The organism is Lysinibacillus sp. DFXJR4, assembly GCF_057196045.1.
Genome location: NZ_JBXUNW010000002.1, coordinates 189,011 through 214,389 on the forward strand (window position 1 = coordinate 189,011; position 25,379 = coordinate 214,389).

Genomic DNA, 25,379 nt, shown 5'->3' on the forward strand with positions numbered 1-25,379 from the left:
TGTGAATCAAAAAGTAGTTATATTATTTTATCTCTATTCAGCAAATGTTTTTTATATCGAAAACAAAACGGCAGATGTTTTTTGCGCGAAAGCGTAGCGGCAGCAGCAGCTACAATTACCCAAGGTGAAATTGATTGTCGAACTATCTTTTCAATACAAGGATAATATTGTAAGATGAAATAGACTCCATATGATTACCTTTTGCAAAAGAAAGGATGTAGAAAATGCTCCAATCTTTATGGCAAAAGTATAAAAAGAGTATGTTGCTCCCCGCCATACTTGTAATCAGTGGACTTTGTTACTTCTTTTTTTCGAGTTCCGACTCTTCATCCCCCCAGGAAGAGCTCATCGAAACCATCCAACCAATTGAACAAATTGAACAAGATGAACCTGCAAAAGAGGCGGTCATTCAGCAGGTATCAGTGGATATTAAGGGTGCTGTTATGTATCCAGGTGTTTATGAGCTTCAAGCCGACCAACGTATTGTGGATGTAGTGCAGCTAGCAGGAGGCTATACACAGGAAGCTGATCCCCAACTCATTAATCATGCCCAAAAAGTTCAGGATGAAATGGTAATTTATATCCCTGTTAAGGGTGAAAAGCTAGACGAGATCACGGCTTCCATTCTATCGATGTCTACTAGTGGGATATCAACCAGTGAAGGGTCTCAAAAAGATCAGAAGGTTAATTTAAATCAAGCAGATGAAGCAACCCTGTCAACTTTATCTGGGATTGGTCCGTCTAAGGCACAAAGTATTATCTCCTATCGTGAGGAGAATGGGCGCTTCACAACGATTGAGGATTTAAAAAAAGTAAGTGGAATTGGTGAAAAAACGTTTGAGAAGCTGAAGGATTCTATTACAGTAAAGTAATAGCTACAAACTTTGTCATATTGACGACTCTTTTTAAAAAGGGCTACACTATAGTAGAAAAGTGATATGACAAAATGTTAGATTTTTAAGTGATTGATAGTAAATTATTATGGAGGTAGTCATATGGAGCGAATTACTTGGGATCAATTTTTTATGGCACAAAGCCATCTTCTTGCATTGCGTAGTACATGTACAAGACTAGCTGTAGGCGCAACTGTTGTACGGGATAAACGAATTATTGCTGGTGGCTACAATGGCTCAATTACAGGTGATGAACATTGTATTGAAAAGGGATGCTACGTTGTAGACAATCATTGTGTACGTACAGTACATGCAGAGATGAATGCACTTCTGCAATGTGCTAAATATGGTACACCTACAAAGGGTGCAGATCTATATGTGACTCATTTTCCATGTCTCCCATGCACAAAGTCCATCATTCAAGCGGGTATTGAGCGTGTGTACTATGCGACAGATTATAAGAATAACCCGTATGCACAGGAATTATTTGAAAAAGCAGGTGTGGAGGTTGTTCACGTACCATTTGATGAACGTAAAATCGACTTTTTAAGCGATGAAAAATTAGCCTTGTACATAGACATGCTAAACGAGCTTCGTGAGAGTGGTATGTCTGCTGAAAAATTGCGCCCATATGAACAGAAGGTGAGTGCATTATTTGGCAAAAATCTTTAAAGCATAAATGGGTTTACGTAGCATTAGCTGTACTTGTAGCCTCGATAGCGGCATACAAGTCAGCTTGGCTACTGTCTATTCTCCTCCTTATTGTCGTTTGGCTATACTTGAAGGAAGAACCTCATTTCATCTCAGGTCTAGTAATCGGCACCGGATTGCTTAGCTATCTCTACCTTGTTACATTTCAACTGACGGAACCTTCCCCGCTGCCGTCGACATTTCAAATTACTTGGACAAGTGAATATAAAATAAATGGTCAAAACCTTCGAGGATTTGCAAAAACTAAGACAGGTGACAAACTATATATAGTGTATACATTTTCTTCTGAGCAGGAGAAAAACTATTATGAAAATAACTCATTAACAGGCTTCACCTACCTTGTAAAGGGCGAATTAAGTGCACCTATTCCACCAGCCCATCCATATGCATTTTCAATGGAGAAATACTTACTAAGCAAAGGTGCAGTTGGAATAGTTGAGATTTCAGACTGGATGTTTGTAGAAGAGAACAAATCGATTCAGTCTTTTCTTGCAAAGCAGAGACACACAATAAAAAAACATATTGAGAGAACGTTTCCACAATCGCTCGTTGCAGAGGCACAAGCACTTCTAATTGGTTTACAGGATCAAGTAGATAACGAGCTTCAACGAGCCTATCAAAAGCTTGGTATTACACATCTTTTTGCGATTTCAGGACTACATGTGGCTCTTGTGTCATGGTTATTTTTTGAAGGTCTCTTACGGATAGGAATACGGAGGGAAATAGCGATTATAGTGCTTGTTATTATTTTACCCATATACGGGGTATTAGCAGGTGGGGCTCCCTCAGTTTGGCGTGCAGTATCTGTCGTGGAATTAATGCTATTAATGCGCCATGTTAAGTGGCAACTTCCAATCGATGATGCGCTTGCTATTAGTTTTATAGGCTTTGTCCTCCTGGAGCCGGGTGTTATTTTTCAAATTGGCTTTCAATTATCCTATTTAGCTACTAGCAGTCTTATTTATTCAGGTGTAATCTTTAAGCAAACGACGACTACGTTGATTCGTTCCTTTTTCATTACGCTTGTTTGTCAGCTGCTGGTTTATCCATTATTACTGCATCATTTTTATGAAATTTCTATTTCTTCCTTTATGGCAAATATTATTTTTGTTCCACTATTTTCCTTTGTTATTTTACCCATTAATATTGTTCTGCTAGTACTAACGTTTATATCCTTACCTGTCGCAAAAATTTTCTTTGCTATCTATGAGCCACTACGAGTTTGGCTTACAAAGTTTATCCTTTATATTCAACAGTGGCCATTTCAATTATGGACACCAGGGAAGCCATCCTTTTGGCTAATTTGTATAGCAATGGGTAGTGTATTAGTTGGCTTATATTATTTAGAAAAGAAGCATTATGGTAAATTTGTAGCTGTGATTCTGTTACCTGCATTTGTTATTCATGTGTCTCCAATACTGTTTAAAGAAACTAAGCTTACATTTTTAAACGTAGGGCAAGGAGACTGTACAGTGATTGAATTACCGTTTAGAAGGGCTGTCTATGTCATTGATTCAGGAGGTATACTGCGCTTCGAGCAGGAATCATGGAAGACAGCAGAAAGTCCATATGAAGTTGGAAGGCAGATAGTTGTACCATTTTTAAAGGGTAAAGGAATTCGTGATATAGATATTTTTATCGTTACCCATGCAGATGCAGATCATGTAGAGGGGGCTGAGGAGGTTTTGCAGGAAATTAATATGCAGGAAATTCATGTTACTCCTGGTTCACTTGATAAGCCTGTGATGCAAGATTTATTAATCGAAGCCAAAAAGCGAAGAATTCCAGTGAAAGAAAAGATGCAAGGGACTGCCTGGCAAATGGGGAATATTAGCTTCCATTATTTGTGGCCGCGAGATACTCACTATGAAGGAAATAATGATTCAATTGTTCTGTTTGTGCAGCAGGGAAGCTTTCGTGCATTATTAACAGGTGATTTGGAGGAGCCTGGTGAACATCAGCTAATCAAGCTATATAAAAGTCAATTAGCGAATATAACGTTACTGAAGGCAGGACATCATGGTAGTAAAACTTCCAGTACAGAACAGTTTGTGGAGCTGCTGCGACCTGAACTAACTATTTTTAGCGCAGGGCTTCGGAATCGATATGGACATCCACATGAAGAAGTAATGCAGCGTTTCTTCAGTCGCAATCTTCCTACATTGATTACGGGTATAGATGGTACGATTGAAGTGCGCGTTCACGAAAATATATGGTCAGTGCAAAAGGAAAAAGACCTTGTCCAATAAGGAGGGTCTTTTTCCTTCGTACATTTTGTTTGATTATTTAGATACGAATTCTACTATAGTTGCGATGATAAACATAACTGTAAACACTCCAAATGATACACCGAAACCAACGCCAGAATCGATTGCATCATTACGGCGACATTGTATGTTTTTTCCTTCAAATGGATTCATTGTTATCCCTCCAATTCTGTTATTTATTATAAGACATCATTTTCATAAAAGCTATATCGAAAAGGAGAATTCATGCTGTGGCAAGGAATCGACACAATTCAGTCAAAGTCACATAGGGAAAATAAATGATGTATACTAATAGTATTGCTAGATGGAGGGAAAAGTATGATTTCAACGGTTTGGAACAATATCAAAAAAGCACAGCTCTCACCAGTTTATTTACTCGTTGGTGAAGAAAACTATTTTATAGATGAAACGGTGAAACGTATAAAAGAGGCAATGGGGCCAGAAGAAGAGCTAGAATTGTCTACATTTGATTTAGAGGAAGTACCTGTCGATGCTGTGATGGATGAAGCAGATACCATTCCTTTTTTCTCTGAGCGTAAGCTAATTATAGCCAAAAATGCCTCTTTTTTAAAAGCGACTGAAAAGGGAAAGGAAAAAATCGACCATGACATTAAGCGATTGGAGGCATGGCTGGCGAATCCCTCTGATTTTTCGATAACTATATTTATCGCACCCTATGAAAAATTAGATGAACGTAAGAAAGTAACAAAAATGATGAAGGAACATGCGCTATTAGTACAGGCTGAAACGCCAAAAGAACAGGATTTAGCCGTATGGGTTCAAAGTGTTGTAAAAGCAGAGGGCAATAGTATTACACAAAATGCTATTGAGCAGCTTGTAGCGATGGTTGGACCTAATATGCTACAGCTACAAATGGAAATTGAGAAGCTAAGTCTTTATTTAGGTGATGGAGGAGAGATTACCACTTCGTTAGTCGAGGATTTAGTCGCTAAAACATTAGAGCAGGATGCCTTTAAAATGTTAAATGCTTATTTTGCAAATGACTCTGTCGGGGCTTTGACAATTTACCATGATTTATTGCGTCAAAAGCAAGAGCCAATCATGCTTGTTGGATTGCTTGCATCCAATGTACGAACGATGTCCAATGTATTTTATTTATTGAAAAAAGGCTATCATCCACAGCAAATTGCAAAAAATTTAAAGATACATCCATATCGTGTGAAGTTAATGGTGGAGCAGCGTAATCGTCCATCAGAGGAGAGTCTGCTGAAAGCATTGTATCAATTAGCAGAAGTCGATTTACAGTTAAAGTCCACTGGGGGAAATCGTGAGCGTTATTTAGAGCTTTTTTTATTGCGTCAACTTTAATCAGTAATTGAAGAGCTGTCCAGTGTTAAAATGGACAGCTCTTCTTTATCCCTATAAATAAAAAGACCAGCTACCCTTATAGAGTATACTGATCCTTTAAACAATTACGCTTTTTTAGCAAGGCGAGACTTTTTACGAGCCGCCGCGTTTTTGTGGATAAGTCCTTTTGAAGCTGCTTTATCTAAAGATTTGTAAGCTGCTTGTAAAAGTTCTTGTGCGTTTTCAGCATTAGCAGCAACAGCGTTTTCAGCTTTTTTCACTGTAGTACGCATTGCAGATTTAGCTTGAGAGTTAGCAGCGTTAGCTTTAGCGTTAACTTTTACGCGTTTAATTGCAGATTTAATGTTTGGCATATCTTTCACCTCCTAAATTAGGTACGAGATGATATCTTCTCATTGATTTCTTGTGTCAATACAACAAAAATCATTTTAACAAACGCTTGGCCAAATTGCAATAGATTTATGCAAAGAATATTTACTTGACAGTTTGAACAAACTATAGATTGAGGTGAACTGTATGCAAAATTTAAATTGGCAACGTACGGATTTAATCGATGAATCTGAAGAGGTTGTTTTACATCAAACGAAAGAGCAAAAAGATACTCTTGAACAATCGAGCGGGATTCAAATTGAAGATCGAACTGCTGGACGAGTAAAGATTACAGATGTACTAGTGGACTCAGAAGGTGAAAAGCAAATAGGTAAAAAGGAAGGTCAATATATTACTCTCTCAGTACCAACCTTGACACTAGATGATCACGACGGATTTGAGCAGCTTGAGAATGAGCTGCTTGTAAATTTTAAGAAAATGCATGAAGCAATCTCTTGGAATAAAGATGACAAAATTTTAATTATTGGTTTAGGTAACCGTACTATTACACCTGATGCAATAGGACCATATCTTATTGATCATTTGCATAGCCTTGATGTAATTGATGAAAAATTTGTCATGTATGCGCCAGGTGTAACAGGACAAACCGGCTATGAAACAGGAGAATTTGTTGCTGCAATAGCAGAGCGGCTAAAGCCTAAATTAATTATTGTTGTGGATGCATTGGCGACAAGAGCTAGCAATCGATTATGTAAAACTATTCAATTAACAAACACCGGTATACATCCAGGTTCTGGCGTAGGGAATCAGCGTAAGGAGATTTCCTATGAAATGCTAGGGATTCCCGTAACAGCTATTGGTATCCCAACAGTTGTGGATGCGCCCGTATTAATAGCAGATGCTGTAGAGCTTATGATACGATCGATAGCTGCGCGGGTTGCAGAACGGAGTAAGCCATCATCCAAATTATCTTTGTCATCTTGGCAACCAGATATTAATAAAGAATTAGATATGTCTGTAGTCAAACCAATCTTTGGTGAGTGGGCTACTTGGTCAAAGGAGGAGCGTCAACAATTGTTTGAAGAGACGTTCGCAGGCTCACATACACAGCTAATGGTGACGCCAAAGGAAGCAGATTATTGGATAGATAACTATGCGAAACTTGTTTCATCTATGCTGATGAAATGGGCAAATAAACTCTAATTTTTTTCGTTCTAAAAGGTACACACCCTCCATACGATAAGGGGAGGAGGGTGTGACTTTGCTAAAAAAACTACAGTGGTCATTTGGTTTATTATTGTTCTTCTTCGTATTACCTGTCATTGCTGGGCAACTTCCGTTCAACAAGCAAGCATCGACTCCGATTAAACAACCCGAGGATAAGCAAGTCGTGTTTGCCGCTACGAATCTAGCTGAACAAAGTGCACTAGAGCAGACAAAAGAAACGAATCCTTTTAAAGTATTATTATTGTTTACACATTCTCAGGAATCCTATCAACCTATAGTGAAAGCTGTCAGCGGGAAAGCAGAAGTTTATGATGAGAAAACAAATATTTTTAATTTACAAGGTACTATTTCTAAGCACTTTAGTATGAATGGTATTCAAACAGATGTTTTAGATGTTGACGTTATGAAGGTAATGAAGCTTGAGGGAAAAACTTTTCCAGATGCTTACAATACGGTGCGTCCTTATTTATCTAAACGTTTGCAAGAGCAAACCTATGATTTGGTTATTGATTTGCATCGAGATTCTGCCAAGAAAAATGCTACAACGATCACACACAACAATGAGTCCTATGCGCGTATTGCCATCGTTGTAGGAGCAGAGCATAAAAATTATAGATGGAATACTGCTTATGCAGAAAGCTTATCAGCTGCTATGAATGAAATTGTGCCGAAAATTTCTAGAGGTGTAATCTCTAAAAGCGGTGATAATGTGGATGGACGCTATAACCAGGATTTGACAAAAGAAATGATTTTAATTGAACTAGGTGGAATAGATAATTCAGAAGAAGAATTGAATCGTACAATCGCTATAATTGGGAAAGCCATTGCGAAATCCTTTATTACAGAAAAACAGGAATTATAAAAGAGATTTAGCAGAATGATTCGCCTTCTTTTTACTAATGTTCAAGAAGGCGAAATCGTTTCTTGGACAAAGTGTCTCATTATAAAAAATTACCAAAAATTTTTATAGGGAAAAGCCTTTAAATTGTTTATTTCATGCCTTATAATTTTCGAGTTAGCTCTTACGATTAAGGCATATGCATTAGGCAAATACGCTTTTGAAGCATCTACCATTCATGGGGATGCTTTTTTGGAATGAATATACATATAGATGTACGATATGGTATTTTTGCATAAAAATAGACGAATAAAAATTTTGCGAATAGAGCACTTCTTATCAACTTTTAAAGTGCCTTATTCGTCATTATATAAGTGAACATACAAAAGGAGACGATGTTTGGATTTAATATACGGAAAAAGGTTTATAAATTATTGGGAGAAGGAATATTATGTCAGGCAAGTCATTCAATCATCGTTATATCCCTGGACTCGACGGGATTAGAGCATTAGCAGTACTAGCTGTTATTGCTTACCATTTTAATTTCAAATGGGCCAGTGGTGGATTTTTAGGAGTCGATATCTTTTTTGTTTTATCGGGGTATTTAATTACCTCAACTATTTTACCTTTAAAAGGAAATAAGTTAACTGTTGGATTAAAAAAGTTTTGGATAGGGCGATTTCGACGCTTACTTCCAGCTGCCTATGTCATGATTATTGTAACATTTGCATGGGCGACTCTATTTCATAAGGAGCTACTTCATACACTACGTGGTGATGCAATTTCCTCAATTTTTTATTCAAGTAATTGGTGGTTTATTTTTCACAAACTCTCCTATTTTGATAGTTTTGGTTCCCCTTCACCATTGAAGAATTTATGGTCGTTAGCCATTGAGGAACAATTTTATTTATTATGGCCAATCCTTTTAATGCTAGGGCTTTTTGTGGCCAAAAAGAAAAATAAGCTCGCCATTTTCGTTTTTTTGGGCGCACTCGGTTCTGCAATGCTAATGGCTATACTATATCAACCAGGTGCTGATCCCAGTCGTGTATACTATGGAACAGATACGCGTTCCTTTGAATTGCTAATAGGTTGCTGGTTAGCTCTTATCTGGCCGATGAAAAGACTTTCATCACAAAAAATCTCTACGGATCATGTCTACCAACTAAATAGTGTAAGCTTAGTAGCCTTTAGTATTTTCATTGTCAGTATTTTGTTTGTGGATGAATATCAATCTTTCCTATATCGAGGAGGGATGTTCGTATTTTGCTTAAATGCAGCCATCTTAATTGGTTGCATCTGTCACCCAGTTAGCTTTTTAGGAAAAATCCTTTCTTGGAAGCCTTTGCGTTGGATTGGGTCAAGATCGTACGGGATTTATCTATGGCATTATCCGATTATTGTGCTAGGTACTCCAGTGCGAGAAATAGGTAACCCAGCCTATTGGCGAGTTACTTTACAACTGCTGATTATCTTTACAATTGCAGAACTATCCTATCGTTTTATCGAAATGCCGATTCGTAAGGATGGGTTCCGCTGTTACTTTAGACAGTACTTTGTATTCAATAAACACAAATGGGGAAGCTTCACGCTTGCCAGGAAAATTTCAACCACGCTCATTCCACTTTTCCTCCTAGTATTTTTTACAGGAATGACAGGGGTTGTAGGCGAAGAAAAAATAGAATCGATTGAATCACGGCCAACGACTATTAAAATAGATGGTGGAACAGAGCAGCATTCAACCTATCATGATGCTGAAAAGGAGCAGGAAACATCTCAGCCAGGTTCGTTAAGTGATGAAGAAGAGGGTGTTGATTCAAATACGGATCAAAATGCAGTAGAGCCTGAGCAGGAGGAAAATGAGACAGAAGTTCATGAATCATATAGTGGAATATTAGCTATTGGCGATTCTGTAATGATAGATATTGCTCCGAGCTTACATAATATCTACCCCAGCATTACGATAGATGCAAAGATTGGTCGCCAAGTTTCACAAGCGGTTAAATTAGCTCCTAATTATGCAAGCTTTAATCAACCAGATAAAGCAGTCATCATTCAGCTTGGAACAAACGGGTATTTTACCAATACACAAATCGATACCCTTTTAAAGGCTTTTTCCAATGCTGATATTTATTTAGTAAATACGCGTGTACCACGTTCTTGGGAGGGGAAAGTCAATCAAGCATTGCAACAGAAAGCACAGGAATATGAAAATATTACTTTAATTGATTGGCATGCAACTGCAATTAACCATCCTGAGTTTTTCGCTCCAGACGGCGTACATTTAGAGCAAAAGGGGATTGCTTCTTTAACAAATCTAATTCAACAAGCTATAGATGCGATTCATTGATTCGTATAAAAATCATAAATAGCCGGCAACATTTTAAATGAGATAACTTTTTTACAAATATTTAAGTATGGTTGAAACCTTTTTAATGGTTGCCCGTATTACTAGTATACATTTTTAATGAATTGCACTTAAAAAGGAGAAAAACATTTTTGAACTATTGAACAAAACAATTACTTTTTGTCATGTACTTAATTACGATTGCTGATGCATACTACTCAACATTACTGATTGAACCAAAAGCGCCCCCACAGCATCAGACGATTAAAGCATCTGCAATGACAACCATTCAAGTACGGTAGCAAACCTTATAAAAAGAAACAAACAGCAAAAAGCCTGAAGACTTCTATACTTCAGCCTATCAAGCAATTGCTGCAGAGTACTAAGAATACAAAAGAAAAAATTTATAAAGCTAAGATGGATAGATTAAGTGAAAGACACAGCTATATACGGGACTCACCGCTTATTATTTATCACAATCACCGTATACGTTGCTGAAAACAGATGAAACAAAAAGCTGCCATTAACTGTGCAGCTTTTTGTTTTGCTTAATATTTAAATGGATAAACCCTTTTTGGATATGATTTGCCCGCTCACTCTCTATTATACGATTTATATTATCTATCTATTTGTGTTATCATTTTGCTTTTTAATAGGCATAGTAATATTGATACTAGACGTTTACTTCCTCTTTTAAAGCTTACTACTTCTATAAAGCATAATTCTTTTTGTTAAACTATTTTGAAAAATAGAAATATATGCTAGAATTAACATTAAGTGAATAACAATTGCAGTATAAAGGTGCTCTTTTAAGAGCTTAATAGGGAATTCGGTTTAAAGCCGAAGCTGTTTCCGCAACTGTAAGTGTAGATGACTACAGAAAATACCACTGTCGAACAAGGAAAAATGCCTTCAGTAGATGGGAAGGTTCTGAATAGGATACACGAGCCAGGAGACCTGCCTTTATTCCATCGTATTAACTCTCTTCGGAAGCTAGGAGAACTTACGGCAAATAGACGGACAGGCAAACTACGTTTTTGCGCCTTTTTTCTGTTTTCCATTAGATGCTTCCCCATTTTGGAGAAGCATCTTTTTATTTTCGAGTTAATTGCAAAAACATTCACGAAATAATAAAAATAGGAGGTTTTACAAATGGTTCGTTTCAAAAAATGGTGGCATTTAGTGTTAGTCCTACTTTTAGCATTTTCGCTCGTAACACCATCAGCCAGTGCAGCAGTATTACAGCCTGTAAGTCAAGAAGCACAATCAGCAGATTTTGATGTTCAGTTATCAGTAAAAGGTTTATGCGGTACTGGTTCATGCCATGAAATTTTAGAAGGAACAACAGTAAATGTTCAAGAAGGGACAACTGCACTAGAGCTTGTAGAGCAAGTATTAGATGCCGAGGGTATTCCTTATGTAGTAGTTTCTACTCAATATGGTCCATATCTTCAATCAATTGATGGACTTGCGGCAGGCAGTTTAAATGGTTGGGATGGCTGGGTCTACACTGTAAATGGATATAGCCCCAATTTTGGATTAGCTGAATATCAATTACAGGCTGATGATGTCGTTCATATTTATTACACTACATGGGCTAAATTAGAAACAGCAAGTGTAATTGCAGTAAATGATAACAATCCATCCGTTACGGTAAATTTAACTGGTGATTTATTTACGACACCAAACGGCTCTAATTTAGCAAACTGGACAATTAACACAGGGACAACAGCATTAACAGCTCAGTCAGTTACTATGAATGCAAACCAACAAGTTGTTATTACATTTGCAGGTCAAGCACAAGCAGGTACTATTACCATTACAGCCTCTGCTAATGCTTTATTCGGTAGTTCAGCAAGTGAGCCACTTGAAGTAAAAGTACAATAGCTAGATAAATGGATACTGACAAGATGAATTAATTCAGCTTGTCAGTATTTAATTATTTATAAAGGAAGTGAGTGTTTATATGACTATATGGAAAAAGCAGCTACATATAGCAGTTATTTTTATTTTAATCGTATCGCTATTTTCTCCAGTCACTGCAATTAAGGCACAGCATTTTGAAGGGGATTTACTCGATCCTACTCCAAACATCAATGATATTGAACCCGATGATTCAGAAGAGCAGGATAATGCTACAAAGTCTAAGAATGAAATAGATGTAGAGGATTTAACAGAACAGGAAAAAGCACCGCATACAGATGAAGAAGCTGAATTAGATGATCTTATACCATTAGAAGATGCAGCGGAACTAGCTCCATTAGTAGAGAATGCGCCCGTTGCAATTAGCGATATTCAGCTAAACACTGAGGAACCTTTACTATTATTAGTAGGAGAAACATTTCAACTTACTGCCACTAACGCAACAACAGATGATAGTGCCACAGTTACATGGTCTTCAAGCAACTCTGGAATTGCAACAGTTGACACAAATGGGAGCGTAATAGCTCAGGCAATTGGAGAGACAGTCATTACCGCCCAATTAGATGGTGGATCTAAAACAGTTATTGTATATGTTATTTCACCCGAAGCACGGAAGGCAATAGATTTTATTATCGCCCTACCTACAATCGAAAGAGCCGATGAAGCAACCTATCAGCTATTACAGCAAGCACGAGTACTAGATAGTAAAGTAAAAGCTCCGGCTCGTACTCTTTTAATCTCCGATAATAAACTACCTTATTTTTTTCAGTTACTAGAAAAAGAAATTGCCTATTTTAGATATTATATGCAAGATCCTAGCAACGCTTTACCTGCACCTGAAGATATAAACTTTTTAAGTGATGAATTGGATATGAAGTTAGATGCAGTTCGTGAAAGATATAATTCCCTGATTAAAACATCTGGTTATCGAGATCTAAAAAAAATAACAGATCCAGCAGATATACTAGTATTTAATCAAGAACTTGCAGCAAGACAAGTTAAATATGTATTTCTTGTTATCGATGCGCTTCCTAAATTAGAAGATTTAACAATTGATTTAGCCATAAAAGAGCAACTCGATCATGCAAGAAAAAAATATGCTGCTATACCAACAGCAGAACAAAAAAAAGTAGCCAATAAGGAAGACCTTTTTGCAAAAGAAGTTCGATATGTTGAACTGTTAATTGATGCTATTGATATAAATAGCCCATTAGCAGAAGAACAATTAAAAACTGCAAAAGACGCTTTGAAAAAGTTAGCTAATCCAAACAATATACCTGGTGCCTCCAAAGGAGTATCAAACTATAACGACCTCCTTGAAAAGGAGAAAATGATTAATGCAGAGGATGATATTAAACAGGTTATCGAAAAAATTAATGCACTTCCTACTGTAGAGGCACTTACTTGGGCAGACCAATTAAAAGTTCTTGAAGCACAGCAAGCTTATGATAAGCTATTACCTGCACATCAAAGCAGAGTAACAAATTATACCCAACTAGAAGCTTTACAAAAGCGCTTAGTTGAACTACAACCGACAACAGTTGAAATATACAATGCTGTTGCGAACTACTTGACGTCAGGTTCATATGAGCCCGTTTATGGCTCTGAATGGACTATTTTAACATTAGCTCGTGGTGATCATACTGCAAAATATGCAACTTATTATGATAAATATTATCGCAATCTCGTTAATCATGTAAAAGCAACAAATGGGGAAATAGGCACTCAAGCAACAGACTGGGCTCGAGTTATAATTGCTCTCACAGCAATTGGGAAAGATCCGAGAGATGTAGCTGGCTATAATCTAGTTGAAAAGTTATCAGATTTGAGTTTTGCTACAAGCCCTGGTGTCAACTCGTCTATCTTTTCATTAATTGCACTGGATACTTGGGGATTTGAATTACCTAAAACTGCGACAACAACACGTGATAAACTAATTCAGAATATTTTATCAAAGGAAATAAAAAATGGTGGCGGATTTGCATGGAGCGGTACTGATCCTGATCCTGATATGATAGGGATGGTACTTCAAGCATTAGCACCATATCAAAGTAATCCACAAGTAAAGGCTGTAACTGATCGCTCAATCGCTCAATTAGTAGCTATCCAAACCGCTAAAGGTGGCTATATTTCGACAGCGGGCAGCCCGGAAGCTGCTGAAAGCGCTGCCCAAGTTATAACAGCACTTGTTAGCTTAGGCATTGATGCAAATAAAGATAAACGATTCGATAAAGTGATTGCTAATATTATGACATTTAGCTCTGGTGACGGTGGCTTTAAACATGTTCAAAGCCAAACAAAAGCAGATGGTATGGCGACAGTTCAAGTTGGCTATACTCTAGCAGCTTACAACCGTCTTTTAAGCGGACAAACACCGCTCTATAATATGTCAGACACGAAAAACAAGCCGACTAAGCCTGGTGGCGAGGATGGTAGTGATGATGATGAGCCTTCCTCTCCTGGTAACAATTGTAATCAGCCATCCGTTCCTGCTGAAAAAGAGGAAATTGGCTATACAACATTTTCCATTCAAATTTCATCTTCTGAAGTACCATTAAAAACAACAACAACAAAATTATTTACTGGTGAAACCGTTTTTGACGTTTTGCAAAGAGTAGCTGCTGAAAATGGTGTAGCATTAAGCTATCGTCAAACAGAATACGGAACATATATTGACGGAATTGCAGGTGTTTATGAATTTGATCGTGGCCCTTTAAGCGGTTGGATGTACCGTGTAAATGGCGTATTCCCTTCATTTTCAGCGGCGAATTACACATTGTCTCCAAACGACACCGTTGAATGGATTTACACGCTTGACTTAGGAAAAGATATTGGCGGTTATGTTGAAGATGTAGAGAAAACACCTGAAAAGGGCAAAGACATCTTAGATGAAAAAAATAAGGAAGAAGAAAAAGAAACAACGGACAAGGAAGAAAATAAAGACAATAAAGTGATCGAAGAAAACGAAGTAAATTCTAAAAATGATAAAGCAGAGATAGCATTAACACTTGATGATATTCAAAAACATCTTAAAAATCAAAGTAAAACAATTGTGGTTCAAGATGAAAAAGGCAACCAAATAGACATTTCAATATCTGCTCTATCAGACATTGAACTTGCAAAAAATGAAAAAATTATTGCCTCTATGACAACAAATGCAGAAGGCAACCAATTTACTGTTAGCTTTGCCATAGAAGCTACTAACGGTAGATTAAAACCACTTTCAATAAAGCAAGATTACTTAAAGGTTACTTTAGCTGCTTTCGAAGTAAAATCTAACACTGTTGTTCTACAGCTTGTTGGTGATGAATACAAGCCAGTACCACATAAAATTGTGAACGGCAAAATAGTTCTGTTCTTAAAAGGAAGTGGCACATTTATAGTAACTGAAAGAACAGTCACATTTAATGATATTGCACATTTAGCAAACAAAGAAGAAATCGAATTTTTAGCGAGTCGTTCTGTCATTCAAGGCACAACTCCCGAAACTTTTGAGCCAAATAAACCAATTACTCGTGCACAATTTGCAGTATTAATTAGCCGTGCACTTGGATTACAAGCAACAGGAGAAAATCCATTCAGTGATACTGACGGCAAATGGTATGCAAAGGATATCCAAGCTCTGTACGAAGCAGGTATTACGAAGGGTACAACGGCCTCAACATTTAATCCGGAGGCACCAATTACACGTCAGCAAGGCGCAGCATTTATGGCACGAATCTTAGAATATCTAAATGCCGATGTGAAAGCAAAGGGAGAGGTTTATTACAATGATTCTAGCAAAATTAGTGCTGAGTACTTACCTTATATCAAGCTATTAAATAGTCTGGATATTATGACAGGAAAACCGGATGGCTCATTTGATCCAGGTGCTTCGTTAACACGAGGGCAAACAGCGAAGATTCTAAAACGTACGTTAAATATCGCAGACATTATGTAATCATCCGTACTAACCTAAGCGCTTACGCTTTTGGGTTAGTCCCTTTTTATAGAATGGAGGTTGTTCAAATGAAACAAAGATTATCATTGCTGATCATGCTACTTGCGCTGTTGCTTATTGCGGTTCCAGTTTCTGCACAGCAGGTATCAACGGCAGAGGCGTATCAGACTACAGGGCAGTTTATCGTAAATAAAGCACCAAACCCTTCTTTTGGTGATGAGTGGTTTATTATTGCCCTTGCACGTGGTGAATATAATGTTTCGAAAGACTATTACGCTAAATATTATGATAATGTCGTAAAGCATGTACAATTAGTAAAAGGTGAATTACACAAACGTAAATATACTGAATATTCCCGTTTAATTATTGCACTTACTGCTATCGGAAAAGACCCTACAAATGTAGGTGGCTACAATATAGTTGAAAAATTAAGTGACTTTGACAATGTAGTATGGCAAGGGCCGAATGGTGCTTATTTCGCATTAATTGCTTTAGATACATGGGGCTTCGAGCTTCCTAAAACTGCCACAACGACACGCGAAAAGCTTATTCAGCACATACTAGCAAAGCAATTGCCTGACGGTGGATGGAATTTAACGGGAGCGAAAGCCGATCCAGATATGACAGCAATGGCTGTTCAAGCTCTTTCAACTTATAAAGATAGAGCGGATGTTAAGGCATCTATTAATAAAGCACTTGATACATTAGAAAACTTGCAAGGAGCTAATGGTAGCTATCAGAGCTGGGGAATAACAAACTTAGAAAGTGTTGCACAAATTATTACAGCACTTGCTAGCTTGAATATTGATGCCAACAAAGATCAGCGTTTTAATAAGTTATTTGAAAGCTTTTTCACCTTCTATAATGCAAAAGATGGTGGCTTCAAGCATGTATTAACTGAATCTGTAGCTAACGGCATGGCAACAGAGCAGGCTTCTTATACATTAGTAGCGTATAACAGACTGCTTGCAGGCAAAACAAAGCTATATGATACATCTGATAAAAAGCCAAATAATAATCCATCAACACCAGCTCAGCCAAATCAATCTACAGTTTCACCTGCTAAAGTGAGCTTTAAGGATACACAATCTCATTGGGCAAAGGCTGATATCGAAGCCGCAGTAGCTAAAGGATTACTAAAGGGCTATGAGGACAATACTTTTAAGCCAAATAACAATTTAACTCGTGTACAAGCTGTATCGATTTTAGTGCGCGCTCTTCATTTAACAAGTTCAGGAAATGCACCTTTTACGGACATTGACTCATATAAAGAGGAAACAAAACAAGAAATTGCTGCTGCTTACGATGCCAATATATTAGTAGAAAAGTCCAATAAATTTTCACCCTCCTCATCAATTTCACGTGAGGAACTAGCTGTTATGCTAGCTAATGCCTTTACACATAAAACAGGTAAGCCTTATAAACCAAAAAATATTGCACCCCTGAATGATATTGCGAAGCTAACTAAGAATTCTCAGCAAGCAATCACTTTCTTATATGATTTTGATATTGCCCAGGGCTCAAATGGTTTGTTTAATCCTACTAATTTTATTACACGCGCACATGCAGCTAAAATGTATGTCAACTTCTTAAAGGTAATTGAAGAATAATATGAGAAAAGGTTTACACTTCTCACTAATATCACTGCTAGCAATATTTTTAATAGCATGTAATATTCAAACAGTTGAAAAATTCGAGCAGATGCAGGAGCAGGAACGAAGCGTTAACCCCCATCCTACTTCTGAACAAGAACAAAATCCATCAGTAGAAAGTGAATCTGCCGAGGAAAAGCAGAGATTACAGGAGCCTGAGGTAGATGACAACGCACTATTCAAGGGAAATGAAAGAGAGCTCCAACAAACAATAGAAGAGCAAAAAGCACAGCAAGAAACAAATGAAGTAAAGCAAAAACCAAAACAAGAAGATGAGAAGAAGCAAGAAGTCACAAAATCACCAAGTTCAAAACCAGCTAATGATAAACAAAAAACGAATACAGTTACTTCTAAAATAGAAAAGCAGCAACAGCCAGCACCGCAAAAACGTACTGTAACAATAGCGATACGTGTTGATACATTACTAAAGCATTGGAATAAGTTAGACCCTTCCTTACAAAGCGAGAAATATGTACCAAAGAACGGGATTATTCTAAAGCCAACAAAATACGAGCTGTTGTCAGAGAAAGATACAGTTTGGGATGTGCTACAGCGTGCAACGAAGGAGCATAAAATTCAAATGGAATATCAAGGAGCCAACGAAAATATTTATAACAGTGTTTATGTAGAGGGTATTAATCATTTGTATGAATTTAGTGCTGGTGAATTAAGTGGTTGGATGTATAAAGTAAATGGGGTTTATCCAAATTACGGATGTAGCCAATATGTATTAAAAGATGGCGATATCATTGAATGGAACTATACTGTCGATTTAGGTCGCGACTTAGGACATGATTGGGATGGTAACTAATGAAGGCATTTGAGACGTATCATCCTATTGTACTTTTTTCTTTTTTTGTCGCTGCTATCGGCTTATCCATGTTTTTTATGCATCCAATCTATTTAGCTATTACCATTTTTTCAGCGATAAGCTTAAATACAGCTTTACGAAGACAGCCTTTTTTAAAAGACTGGAAGCTATATGTACCTCTGTTTTTCTTAATGGCGATTATTAATCCAATGATTAGTCATAATGGGCAGCTTGTATTGCTTTATATAAATGGGAATGCGCTTACTTTAGAGGCAATTATGTATGGAATCGCAATAGCCACAATGATTGTAGCTATTATGCTATGGTTTAGCTGCTATAATGTCGTGATGACATCAGATAAATTTATTTATTTGTTTGGAAAAGTGTCGCCAGCTTTATCGCTAACATTGTCGATTTCATTACGTTTAGTTCCGCGCTTTAAGCATCAGTTAGCACAAATCGTTCAAGCACAAAAGGGAATCGGCATGGATTATACAGCTGGCTCATTATGGCATCGTATCAAATGTATAGTGCGTATTTTATCAATTTTGATTACTTGGGCATTAGATAATGCCATTGATACAGCTGATTCTATGAAAGCTCGTGGCTACGGTGTCAAAAAGCGAACTGCCTTTTCACTCTTTATTTTTGAGCGTCGGGACGGCTACGTTTTGGCAATCATTATATTGCTTTTTCTTAGCAATTTAGCTGCAAGTTTTATTGGCACAACAACATTTTATTTTTATCCAACTTTCGGAGCGATTAAATGGGATATCGTAAGCATTTTATTTTATAGTAGCTATTTCATTTTACTCTCTATTCCATTAGCAATCGAAATTAGGGGGGCATTAAAATGGCGATCGTTAAAATCAACAATGTAAGCTTTACTTATCCTAATGAAACAAATCCAATATTAAAAAATATGAATCTTACTATTCATCAAGGCGAATTTATTGTTCTAATAGGGCAATCGGGCTGTGGGAAAAGTACATTGCTGCGCCATTTCAAACGAGAATTGCGCCCACATGGAATGATGACAGGTTCTATTTTCTACAAAGACTGTGACTTGGAGCAACTAGATGCTGAAGTTGCTGCAGCAGATATTGGTTATGTATTTCAAAATCCAGATAACCAAATTGTTACAGATAAAGTATGGCATGAACTTGCTTTTGGATTAGAAAGCTTAGGAATAGATGCACCAACAATTCGACGTAGAGTAGCCGAAATGGCCAATTTCTTCGGCATTCAAAAATGGTTTCATCATAAAACAACCGAGCTGTCTGGCGGACAAAAGCAATTATTAAACTTAGCATCTATTATGGTGATGCAGCCCAAATTATTGTTGTTAGATGAGCCAACATCGCAATTAGATCCAATAGCAGCATTGGAGTTTATTCAAACACTGCATCGTTTAAATAAAGAATTAGGTATTACAATTATTTTAATTGAACATCGTCTTGAGGAAGTGCTTACCCTCGCAGATCGTGTACTAATTATGGATGAGGGCAGTATTTTATTTGATGGTCTGCCTAAGGAAATATTAAAGGATTTACCAGCAAATCATGCCATGATTACAGCGCTACCAACAGCTACGAAGATTTTCCACCTACTGAACGGTAATGGGCCTATTCCTCTTACTATTCGTGAGGGACAACGCTGGCTTAGTAATCAGCAATATAACTTTACATCATCAAACACACTACCTAGAACATCCAAAATTGATACAGATATTATATTAGAGGCAAAGGATATTGCTTTTCGTTATGAAAAAAACGGTTTGGATATAGTCCATCATTTTAATCTGCAGGTGAAGAAACAGGAATTTGTAACGATAATCGGGGGAAATGGCACTGGAAAATCCACAGTTCTTGCTATTTTATCTGGGTTACAAAAGCCTTATCATGGCAAGGTATTTTTATTCAGTAAGGCAATAAAAAGCTACAGTAATAAACAATTGTATCAACAATATTTAACATTATTACCACAGAATCCGAAAACATTATTTGTACAAAAAACGGTGCGTCAGGAGCTAAATGAGTTGGCTCATTTACATAAAGTGTCAGAAGCAAAAATTCAAGAAACTATTCAATTGTTCAATTTAACTCATTTATTAAATCGTCATCCGTATGATTTAAGTGGTGGTGAGCAGCAAAAGCTAGCACTCGCAAAGCTTTTATTAATAGAACCTAAAATTTTGCTGTTGGATGAACCGACAAAGGGTCTTGATGCACATGCAAAGGAAGAACTCGCAGGAATTTTAAAAGATTTACAAGCTAAAGGTATGACAATTATTATGGTGACACATGATATTGAATTTTCTGCACAATACAGTAATAGATGTGCCCTGTTTTTCGATGGTAGTATCGTATCTGAGGGAGAGCCGCGAGCATTTTATAGTGGAAACAATTTTTATACAACTGCTGCACATCGAATATCAAGAGATCTATTAAGCAATGCCATTACATGTGAGGATGTAGTAACTTTATGCAAAGAGTCATCCGATTAATTATGTCACTCATTGTCATCCTAGTCTTAATTCCACTTACTTTATATATGGGTATGACAATATTTGCTGATCGAAAATATTATTTTATTTCAATTGTAATTATGATTTTAGCGTGTATCCCATTCCTTCTTTCATTTGAACGTAGGAATCCACAGCCACGCGAAATTTTAGTAATAGCTGTGATGTCAGCTATTTCAGTAGCAGGTCGTGCCTTATTTGTTGTGACACCTGGCTTTAAGCCTGTGGCAGCTATTACAGCTATTACAGGGTTTTCACTTGGTGCAGAAGCAGGATTTTTAACAGGGGCAATGTCTGCATTAGTTTCAAATATGTTTTTTGGACAAGGTCCTTGGACACCGTTTCAAATGTTTATGTGGGGAATGATAGGTTTTATCGCTGGTTTATTAGGAAAAACGAATATGATGCATAAAAAAATTCCCCTTATTGTATTTGGTATTTTTGCAGGTATCTTCTTTTCATTTGGTATGGACATTTGGGGAACAATATCCATGTATGGTGTTTTCAGCTGGGAGGCTTATGCACTGGCACTGACCTCCGCCGTCCCCTTTATGATCATTTATGCAATTTCTAATGTGATTTTTCTACTCTTACTTGCCAAACCGATTAGAGAAAAACTAGATCGAATAAAAAATAAATATGGGATTTTACAATAACACTTAGGATCTTTCAACATGGATTTCATAGTATATTGATAGAATAGGCTATCAAACAATATAGATATCTTGCTTATCAAAGAGGACATGAACCATCAAGGCAAGAATTTACATGGGCTTGGTAAAAGTATTTTTCCCATGTAACATTTAAATGGTGTGAGGTGCTATAATGAAAAAAATAATACTGATAGCACTAGCGGCAATCCATGTTTGCATATCAATAACAATTTTTATTATCGGAAATAAATATGAATTTACTGTTAAATATACAAACACTTGGTTACCTAATTTAATTGTTAGTCTATTACTTCTAGTAGTTTTTATAATTAGTAAGGATAAAGTTATTAAAAAATATCAAATCTTTTATTAATGATTTATCCTATAGGGCTAGTCTTAATAAGTTTTATTATTTTTTATAATCTACCTAATTTTACTTATTTAGAAGCTAAAGAAATAATAATTAATGAAACATCTGAAGAAATTGATATGTCTAAAGAAAATGAAATAAAGGGACAATTAGATATGTACTATATATACAAGAGAACATGTGTATATATTCAACTCTGAAGATGGTAAATATTCAAAGAGAAAAAATCTTAATGAATGATCAATTTTTTACACACTAAGTTCCAAAATATATAATGATTATTAAATTTTTTATTGATGTCACTGACACATAGTTTAATGAAGGTGAATTATTTATATACCAATAAAATGCTAATAAGATATTTTAGAAGAACTTCTTATTATTTACCAGGTATTCAATTAATTTGAGCCTGGTCTTTTTTATTTTCGCTACTCTTTTTTATTTATTTTTGGATTAGGAGATATACTAGGTACTAGAGTATAATTGCTATCTGACTACCTAAATTATTTTCTTTATAAATATGGGTATCATTGAATATGTATTTCGAATTTTTCTGTTTAAAATAGATAAATTTAATTTTTATTTCTATATTAAGGGTGTGCATATAACATCTATTAAATGAACTAACTAAAATAAAAAAGATTGAAAAATATTAGCATAAATCTATCTCACTCACTGATTCCTGCACACACGCTCGCCGTATTTTATTGGCCCCAATCTAGACCCCTTTAGCCCCAAATCCATGCTTTTATGCGCCTTATCTTGCAAAATATAAAAACGGCAAAAACACTTAAAAGTATTGATATTATAGGCTTTCTCGTCTTGTTGCTGTTGTACTTTGCGTATCTTTCATAGTATAATTCATTATAGTTTAATTAGGAGTGGAAAAGATGAACCGAGAAGCACGTTTAAAACGACAAGAGAATATACGAAATTTCTCTATTATTGCACATATTGACCACGGGAAATCAACGCTTGCTGACCGTATTTTAGAGCAAACGAAATCTTTAACATCTCGTGAAATGAAAGCACAGCTACTCGACTCAATGGATCTAGAGCGTGAGCGAGGCATTACCATTAAATTAAATGCAGTTCAATTAAAGTACGAAGCAAAAGATGGCGAAGTGTATACATTCCATTTAATCGACACACCAGGACACGTCGATTTCACATATGAGGTATCACGAAGTTTAGCTGCTTGCGAGGGTGCCATTTTAGTTGTGGACGCAGCGCAAGGTATTGAAGCACAAACATTAGCAAATGTTTATTTAGCGCTTGATAACGATTTGGAAATATTACCAGTAATCAATAAAATCGATTTACCAGCAGCAGATCCAGAACGCGTACGTCAAGAAGTGGAAGATGTAATCGGTTTAGATGCATCTGAAGCGGTATTAGCTTCTGCCAAAGCAGGAATCGGTATTGAGGATATTTTAGAGCAGATTGTAGAAAAGGTACCTGCACCAACAGGTGATCCAGAAGCACCGCTACAAGCTCTTATATTTGACTCAGTTTATGATGCATACAAAGGTGTTATTATTTCTATTCGAGTTGTCAACGGTACGGTCAAAGCTGGTGATAAGATTCGTATGATGGCGACAGGAGCAGAATTTGAAGTAGTTGAAGTTGGGGTACATACACCAAAGGTTGTACCACAGACTGAATTAACCGTTGGTGATGTAGGATATTTAACAGCATCCATTAAAAATGTGGGCGATACTCGTGTGGGGGATACTGTTACATTTGCCAATCGTCCAGCAGGTGAACCGTTAGCCGGTTATCGTCGTTTAAATCCAATGGTTTATTGTGGTTTATACCCGATTGATACAGCTAAATATAATGATTTACGTGAAGCATTAGAAAAACTAGAGCTGAATGACTCTGCATTACAATATGAACCAGAAACATCTCAAGCACTTGGCTTCGGTTTCCGTTGTGGCTTCTTAGGGCTTCTCCATATGGAAATTATTCAAGAGCGTATTGAGCGTGAATTTAACATTGACTTAATTACAACAGCACCTTCCGTTATTTATCATGTGCATATGACGGACGGTACATCAATAAACGTTGATAATCCTTCATTTATGCCAGATCCTCAAAAAATTGATCGCGTGGAAGAGCCATATGTAAAAGCAACAATTATGGTACCAAACGATTATGTAGGAGCTGTTATGGAGCTATGTCAATTGAAGCGTGGTAATTTCATGACAATGGATTATATCGATACATCACGTGTGAGTATTATATATGAAATGCCATTATCAGAAATTGTTTATGATTTCTTCGACTATTTAAAATCGAATACGAAGGGCTACGCTTCGTTCGACTATGAACTTATCGGCTACCAACCTTCCAAACTTGTGAAGATGGATATTTTATTAAACGCGGAACAAGTCGATGCACTAAGCTTTATCGTACACCGTGACTTTGCATACGAACGTGGTAAAGTCATCGTTGAAAAATTAAAAGAATTAATCCCGCGTCAACAATTTGAAGTACCAATTCAAGCTGCAATTGGACAAAAAATAGTAGCGCGTTCAACGATTAAAGCCATTCGTAAAAACGTTTTAGCAAAATGTTACGGTGGCGATATTTCTCGAAAACGTAAACTTCTTGATAAACAAAAAGAAGGTAAAAAACGTATGAAACAAGTAGGCTCAGTCGAAGTTCCTCAAGAGGCGTTTATGGCTGTGCTGAAGATGGATGATTCGAAGTAATGTTGATATAACAGCGTTCATAAGGTTATATCAGCTAGATGGAGATTGCCACTGACTTACCACTAATTGATAGATCTTTTGGATGAAATCAAAAATATCGGCAGTCACTGAGTTAATTTGCACATGCCAAATAAAAAGAGATGGCGATTGGGTTCTGCATTCCTAAGGTTAGAGTTAAAAATCTAACTTTAAGGATCACTACCTCCGCCATCTCTTTAATTGCTTGTGCCACAACTTCGCCCGATTCTTCAATAAAAATTGATGGATTCCAACTAGTCCTTGTTATAACTACATTATTTAATGGTATACAGTGATAAAACAATCTTTGTCGAAATAAAACCTAGAACCCTAACTTTTTTCTTTTACCCAAAGGGGTCCTGTTACATACCAAATAAGTGTAACAATGGCGAATCCGGGCAATGCTTCAAACGTGTTATATGTTTTTCCAATTATAGTAAGTATAATATAAAATACGCCCATAACTATAAGATAAATTAATACAGCAAGTAGCCATTTTTTTAAATGAAACATTTCATAGTCGTAACCTTTTTTCTTGATCGTTTTGACTTTATTAATTTTATTGTCCAACCATTTAATGATGGTTTCACCAAAGGCTATTGTTATACCTAAATAAAGACCAGACAAACTATGACTATAAGAAAAAGGTTCACCAATCAATAGTGAGACGATATTAAAAATAATTAGTAGCACATCGTCTATAGGAATAAGTATAAGGAAAAATCTACCTAGTTTGTTGTTTTTAATAATCGATCTAAAAAAGACCCCAAGAATTGCAAATACCCAGAATAAGATTTCACAAATAATAATTAAAGTTAGTATAGGCATT

The 25,379-nt window shown here is 36.5% G+C and carries 18 protein-coding genes and 1 riboswitch; of the genes, 15 read left to right on the forward strand and 3 right to left on the reverse strand.

Going from position 1 to position 25,379, the window contains the following annotated elements; genetic code table 11:
• Window positions 1–224: 224 nt before the first annotated feature.
• From AC2CGN_RS08975 to AC2CGN_RS08985, 3 genes are all read left to right on the forward strand, one after another.
• Window positions 225–872 carry a helix-hairpin-helix domain-containing protein gene (locus AC2CGN_RS08975; RefSeq protein WP_429989877.1) on the forward strand — a complete coding sequence of 216 codons (648 nt, stop codon included), beginning with the start codon at window positions 225–227 and terminating at the stop codon, window positions 870–872.
• A gap of 123 nt (window positions 873–995) precedes the next feature.
• Window positions 996–1,565 carry a ComE operon protein 2 gene (locus AC2CGN_RS08980; protein WP_429982515.1) on the forward strand — a complete coding sequence of 190 codons (570 nt, stop codon included), beginning with the start codon at window positions 996–998 and terminating at the stop codon, window positions 1,563–1,565.
• A gap of 107 nt (window positions 1,566–1,672) precedes the next feature.
• Window positions 1,673–3,853 carry a DNA internalization-related competence protein ComEC/Rec2 gene (locus AC2CGN_RS08985; RefSeq protein ID WP_429989878.1) on the forward strand — a complete coding sequence of 727 codons (2,181 nt, stop codon included), beginning with the start codon at window positions 1,673–1,675 and terminating at the stop codon, window positions 3,851–3,853.
• A gap of 33 nt (window positions 3,854–3,886) precedes the next feature.
• On the opposite strand, the gene AC2CGN_RS08990 is transcribed toward AC2CGN_RS08985, so the two are convergent.
• Window positions 3,887–4,024, reverse strand: a complete 138-nt coding sequence (locus tag AC2CGN_RS08990; RefSeq protein WP_429982513.1) for a YqzM family protein — start codon at window positions 4,022–4,024, stop codon at window positions 3,887–3,889.
• A gap of 165 nt (window positions 4,025–4,189) precedes the next feature.
• On the opposite strand from AC2CGN_RS08990, the gene holA reads away from it, so the two are divergent.
• Window positions 4,190–5,200 (forward strand): DNA polymerase III subunit delta, encoded by a 1,011-nt coding sequence (gene holA / locus AC2CGN_RS08995; protein ID WP_484513397.1) that lies wholly within the window; start codon window positions 4,190–4,192, stop codon window positions 5,198–5,200.
• A 104-nt stretch (window positions 5,201–5,304) separates the two neighbouring features.
• Here the strand turns inward: holA and rpsT are convergent, their stop codons facing one another.
• Entirely contained in the window at window positions 5,305–5,553 is a 249-nt protein-coding gene (rpsT, locus tag AC2CGN_RS09000; protein WP_283868823.1) for a 30S ribosomal protein S20, read from the reverse strand.
• A gap of 163 nt (window positions 5,554–5,716) precedes the next feature.
• On the opposite strand from rpsT, the gene gpr reads away from it, so the two are divergent.
• The 11 genes from gpr to lepA all read left to right on the forward strand — a co-directional run bounded on the left by gpr (window position 5,717) and on the right by lepA (window position 24,532).
• The gene (gene gpr / locus AC2CGN_RS09005; RefSeq protein ID WP_429989880.1) at window positions 5,717–6,733 is read left to right on the forward strand and encodes a GPR endopeptidase; all 1,017 of its coding nucleotides are present in this window, start codon (window positions 5,717–5,719) and stop codon (window positions 6,731–6,733) included.
• A gap of 52 nt (window positions 6,734–6,785) precedes the next feature.
• Window positions 6,786–7,619, forward strand: a complete 834-nt coding sequence (gene spoIIP, locus AC2CGN_RS09010; protein ID WP_484513400.1) for a stage II sporulation protein P — start codon at window positions 6,786–6,788, stop codon at window positions 7,617–7,619.
• A 427-nt stretch (window positions 7,620–8,046) separates the two neighbouring features.
• Window positions 8,047–9,945 (forward strand): acyltransferase family protein, encoded by a 1,899-nt coding sequence (locus tag AC2CGN_RS09015; protein WP_484513402.1) that lies wholly within the window; start codon window positions 8,047–8,049, stop codon window positions 9,943–9,945.
• A gap of 779 nt (window positions 9,946–10,724) precedes the next feature.
• Window positions 10,725–10,921, forward strand: a riboswitch (cobalamin riboswitch).
• 173 nt (window positions 10,922–11,094) lie between these two features.
• Window positions 11,095–11,829: a DUF4430 domain-containing protein gene (locus tag AC2CGN_RS09020; RefSeq protein ID WP_484513404.1), complete on the forward strand. Its 735-nt coding sequence runs from the start codon at window positions 11,095–11,097 to the stop codon at window positions 11,827–11,829.
• A 79-nt stretch (window positions 11,830–11,908) separates the two neighbouring features.
• Window positions 11,909–15,805 carry an S-layer homology domain-containing protein gene (locus AC2CGN_RS09025; protein ID WP_484513406.1) on the forward strand — a complete coding sequence of 1,299 codons (3,897 nt, stop codon included), beginning with the start codon at window positions 11,909–11,911 and terminating at the stop codon, window positions 15,803–15,805.
• Between the two features lie 68 nt (window positions 15,806–15,873).
• A complete protein-coding gene (locus AC2CGN_RS09030) occupies window positions 15,874–17,415 on the forward strand; it encodes an S-layer homology domain-containing protein (protein WP_484513408.1) in 1,542 nt (513 codons plus the stop codon).
• 1 nt (window position 17,416) lies between these two features.
• On the forward strand, window positions 17,417–18,268 hold the full coding sequence (locus AC2CGN_RS09035; protein ID WP_484513410.1) for a DUF4430 domain-containing protein: 852 nt from the start codon (window positions 17,417–17,419) through the stop codon (window positions 18,266–18,268).
• Window positions 18,268–19,149, forward strand: coding sequence for an energy-coupling factor transporter transmembrane component T (locus AC2CGN_RS09040; protein WP_484513412.1), 882 nt, complete (start codon window positions 18,268–18,270; stop codon window positions 19,147–19,149). The genes AC2CGN_RS09035 and AC2CGN_RS09040 overlap by 1 nt, the downstream gene beginning before the upstream one ends.
• A complete protein-coding gene (locus AC2CGN_RS09045) occupies window positions 19,122–20,774 on the forward strand; it encodes an ABC transporter ATP-binding protein (protein ID WP_484513414.1) in 1,653 nt (550 codons plus the stop codon). Before AC2CGN_RS09040 ends, AC2CGN_RS09045 begins: the two co-directional genes overlap by 28 nt.
• Window positions 20,753–21,448: an ECF transporter S component gene (locus tag AC2CGN_RS09050; protein ID WP_484513416.1), complete on the forward strand. Its 696-nt coding sequence runs from the start codon at window positions 20,753–20,755 to the stop codon at window positions 21,446–21,448. The genes AC2CGN_RS09045 and AC2CGN_RS09050 overlap by 22 nt, the downstream gene beginning before the upstream one ends.
• Window positions 21,449–22,705: 1,257 nt before the next feature.
• Window positions 22,706–24,532, forward strand: a complete 1,827-nt coding sequence (gene lepA / locus AC2CGN_RS09055) for a translation elongation factor 4 (RefSeq protein WP_286927415.1) — start codon at window positions 22,706–22,708, stop codon at window positions 24,530–24,532.
• 348 nt (window positions 24,533–24,880) lie between these two features.
• Here lepA and AC2CGN_RS09060 read toward each other — a convergent pair whose 3' ends face one another.
• Window positions 24,881–25,378 (reverse strand): hypothetical protein, encoded by a 498-nt coding sequence (locus AC2CGN_RS09060; RefSeq protein ID WP_484513418.1) that lies wholly within the window; start codon window positions 25,376–25,378, stop codon window positions 24,881–24,883.
• Window position 25,379: the final 1 nt, after the last annotated feature.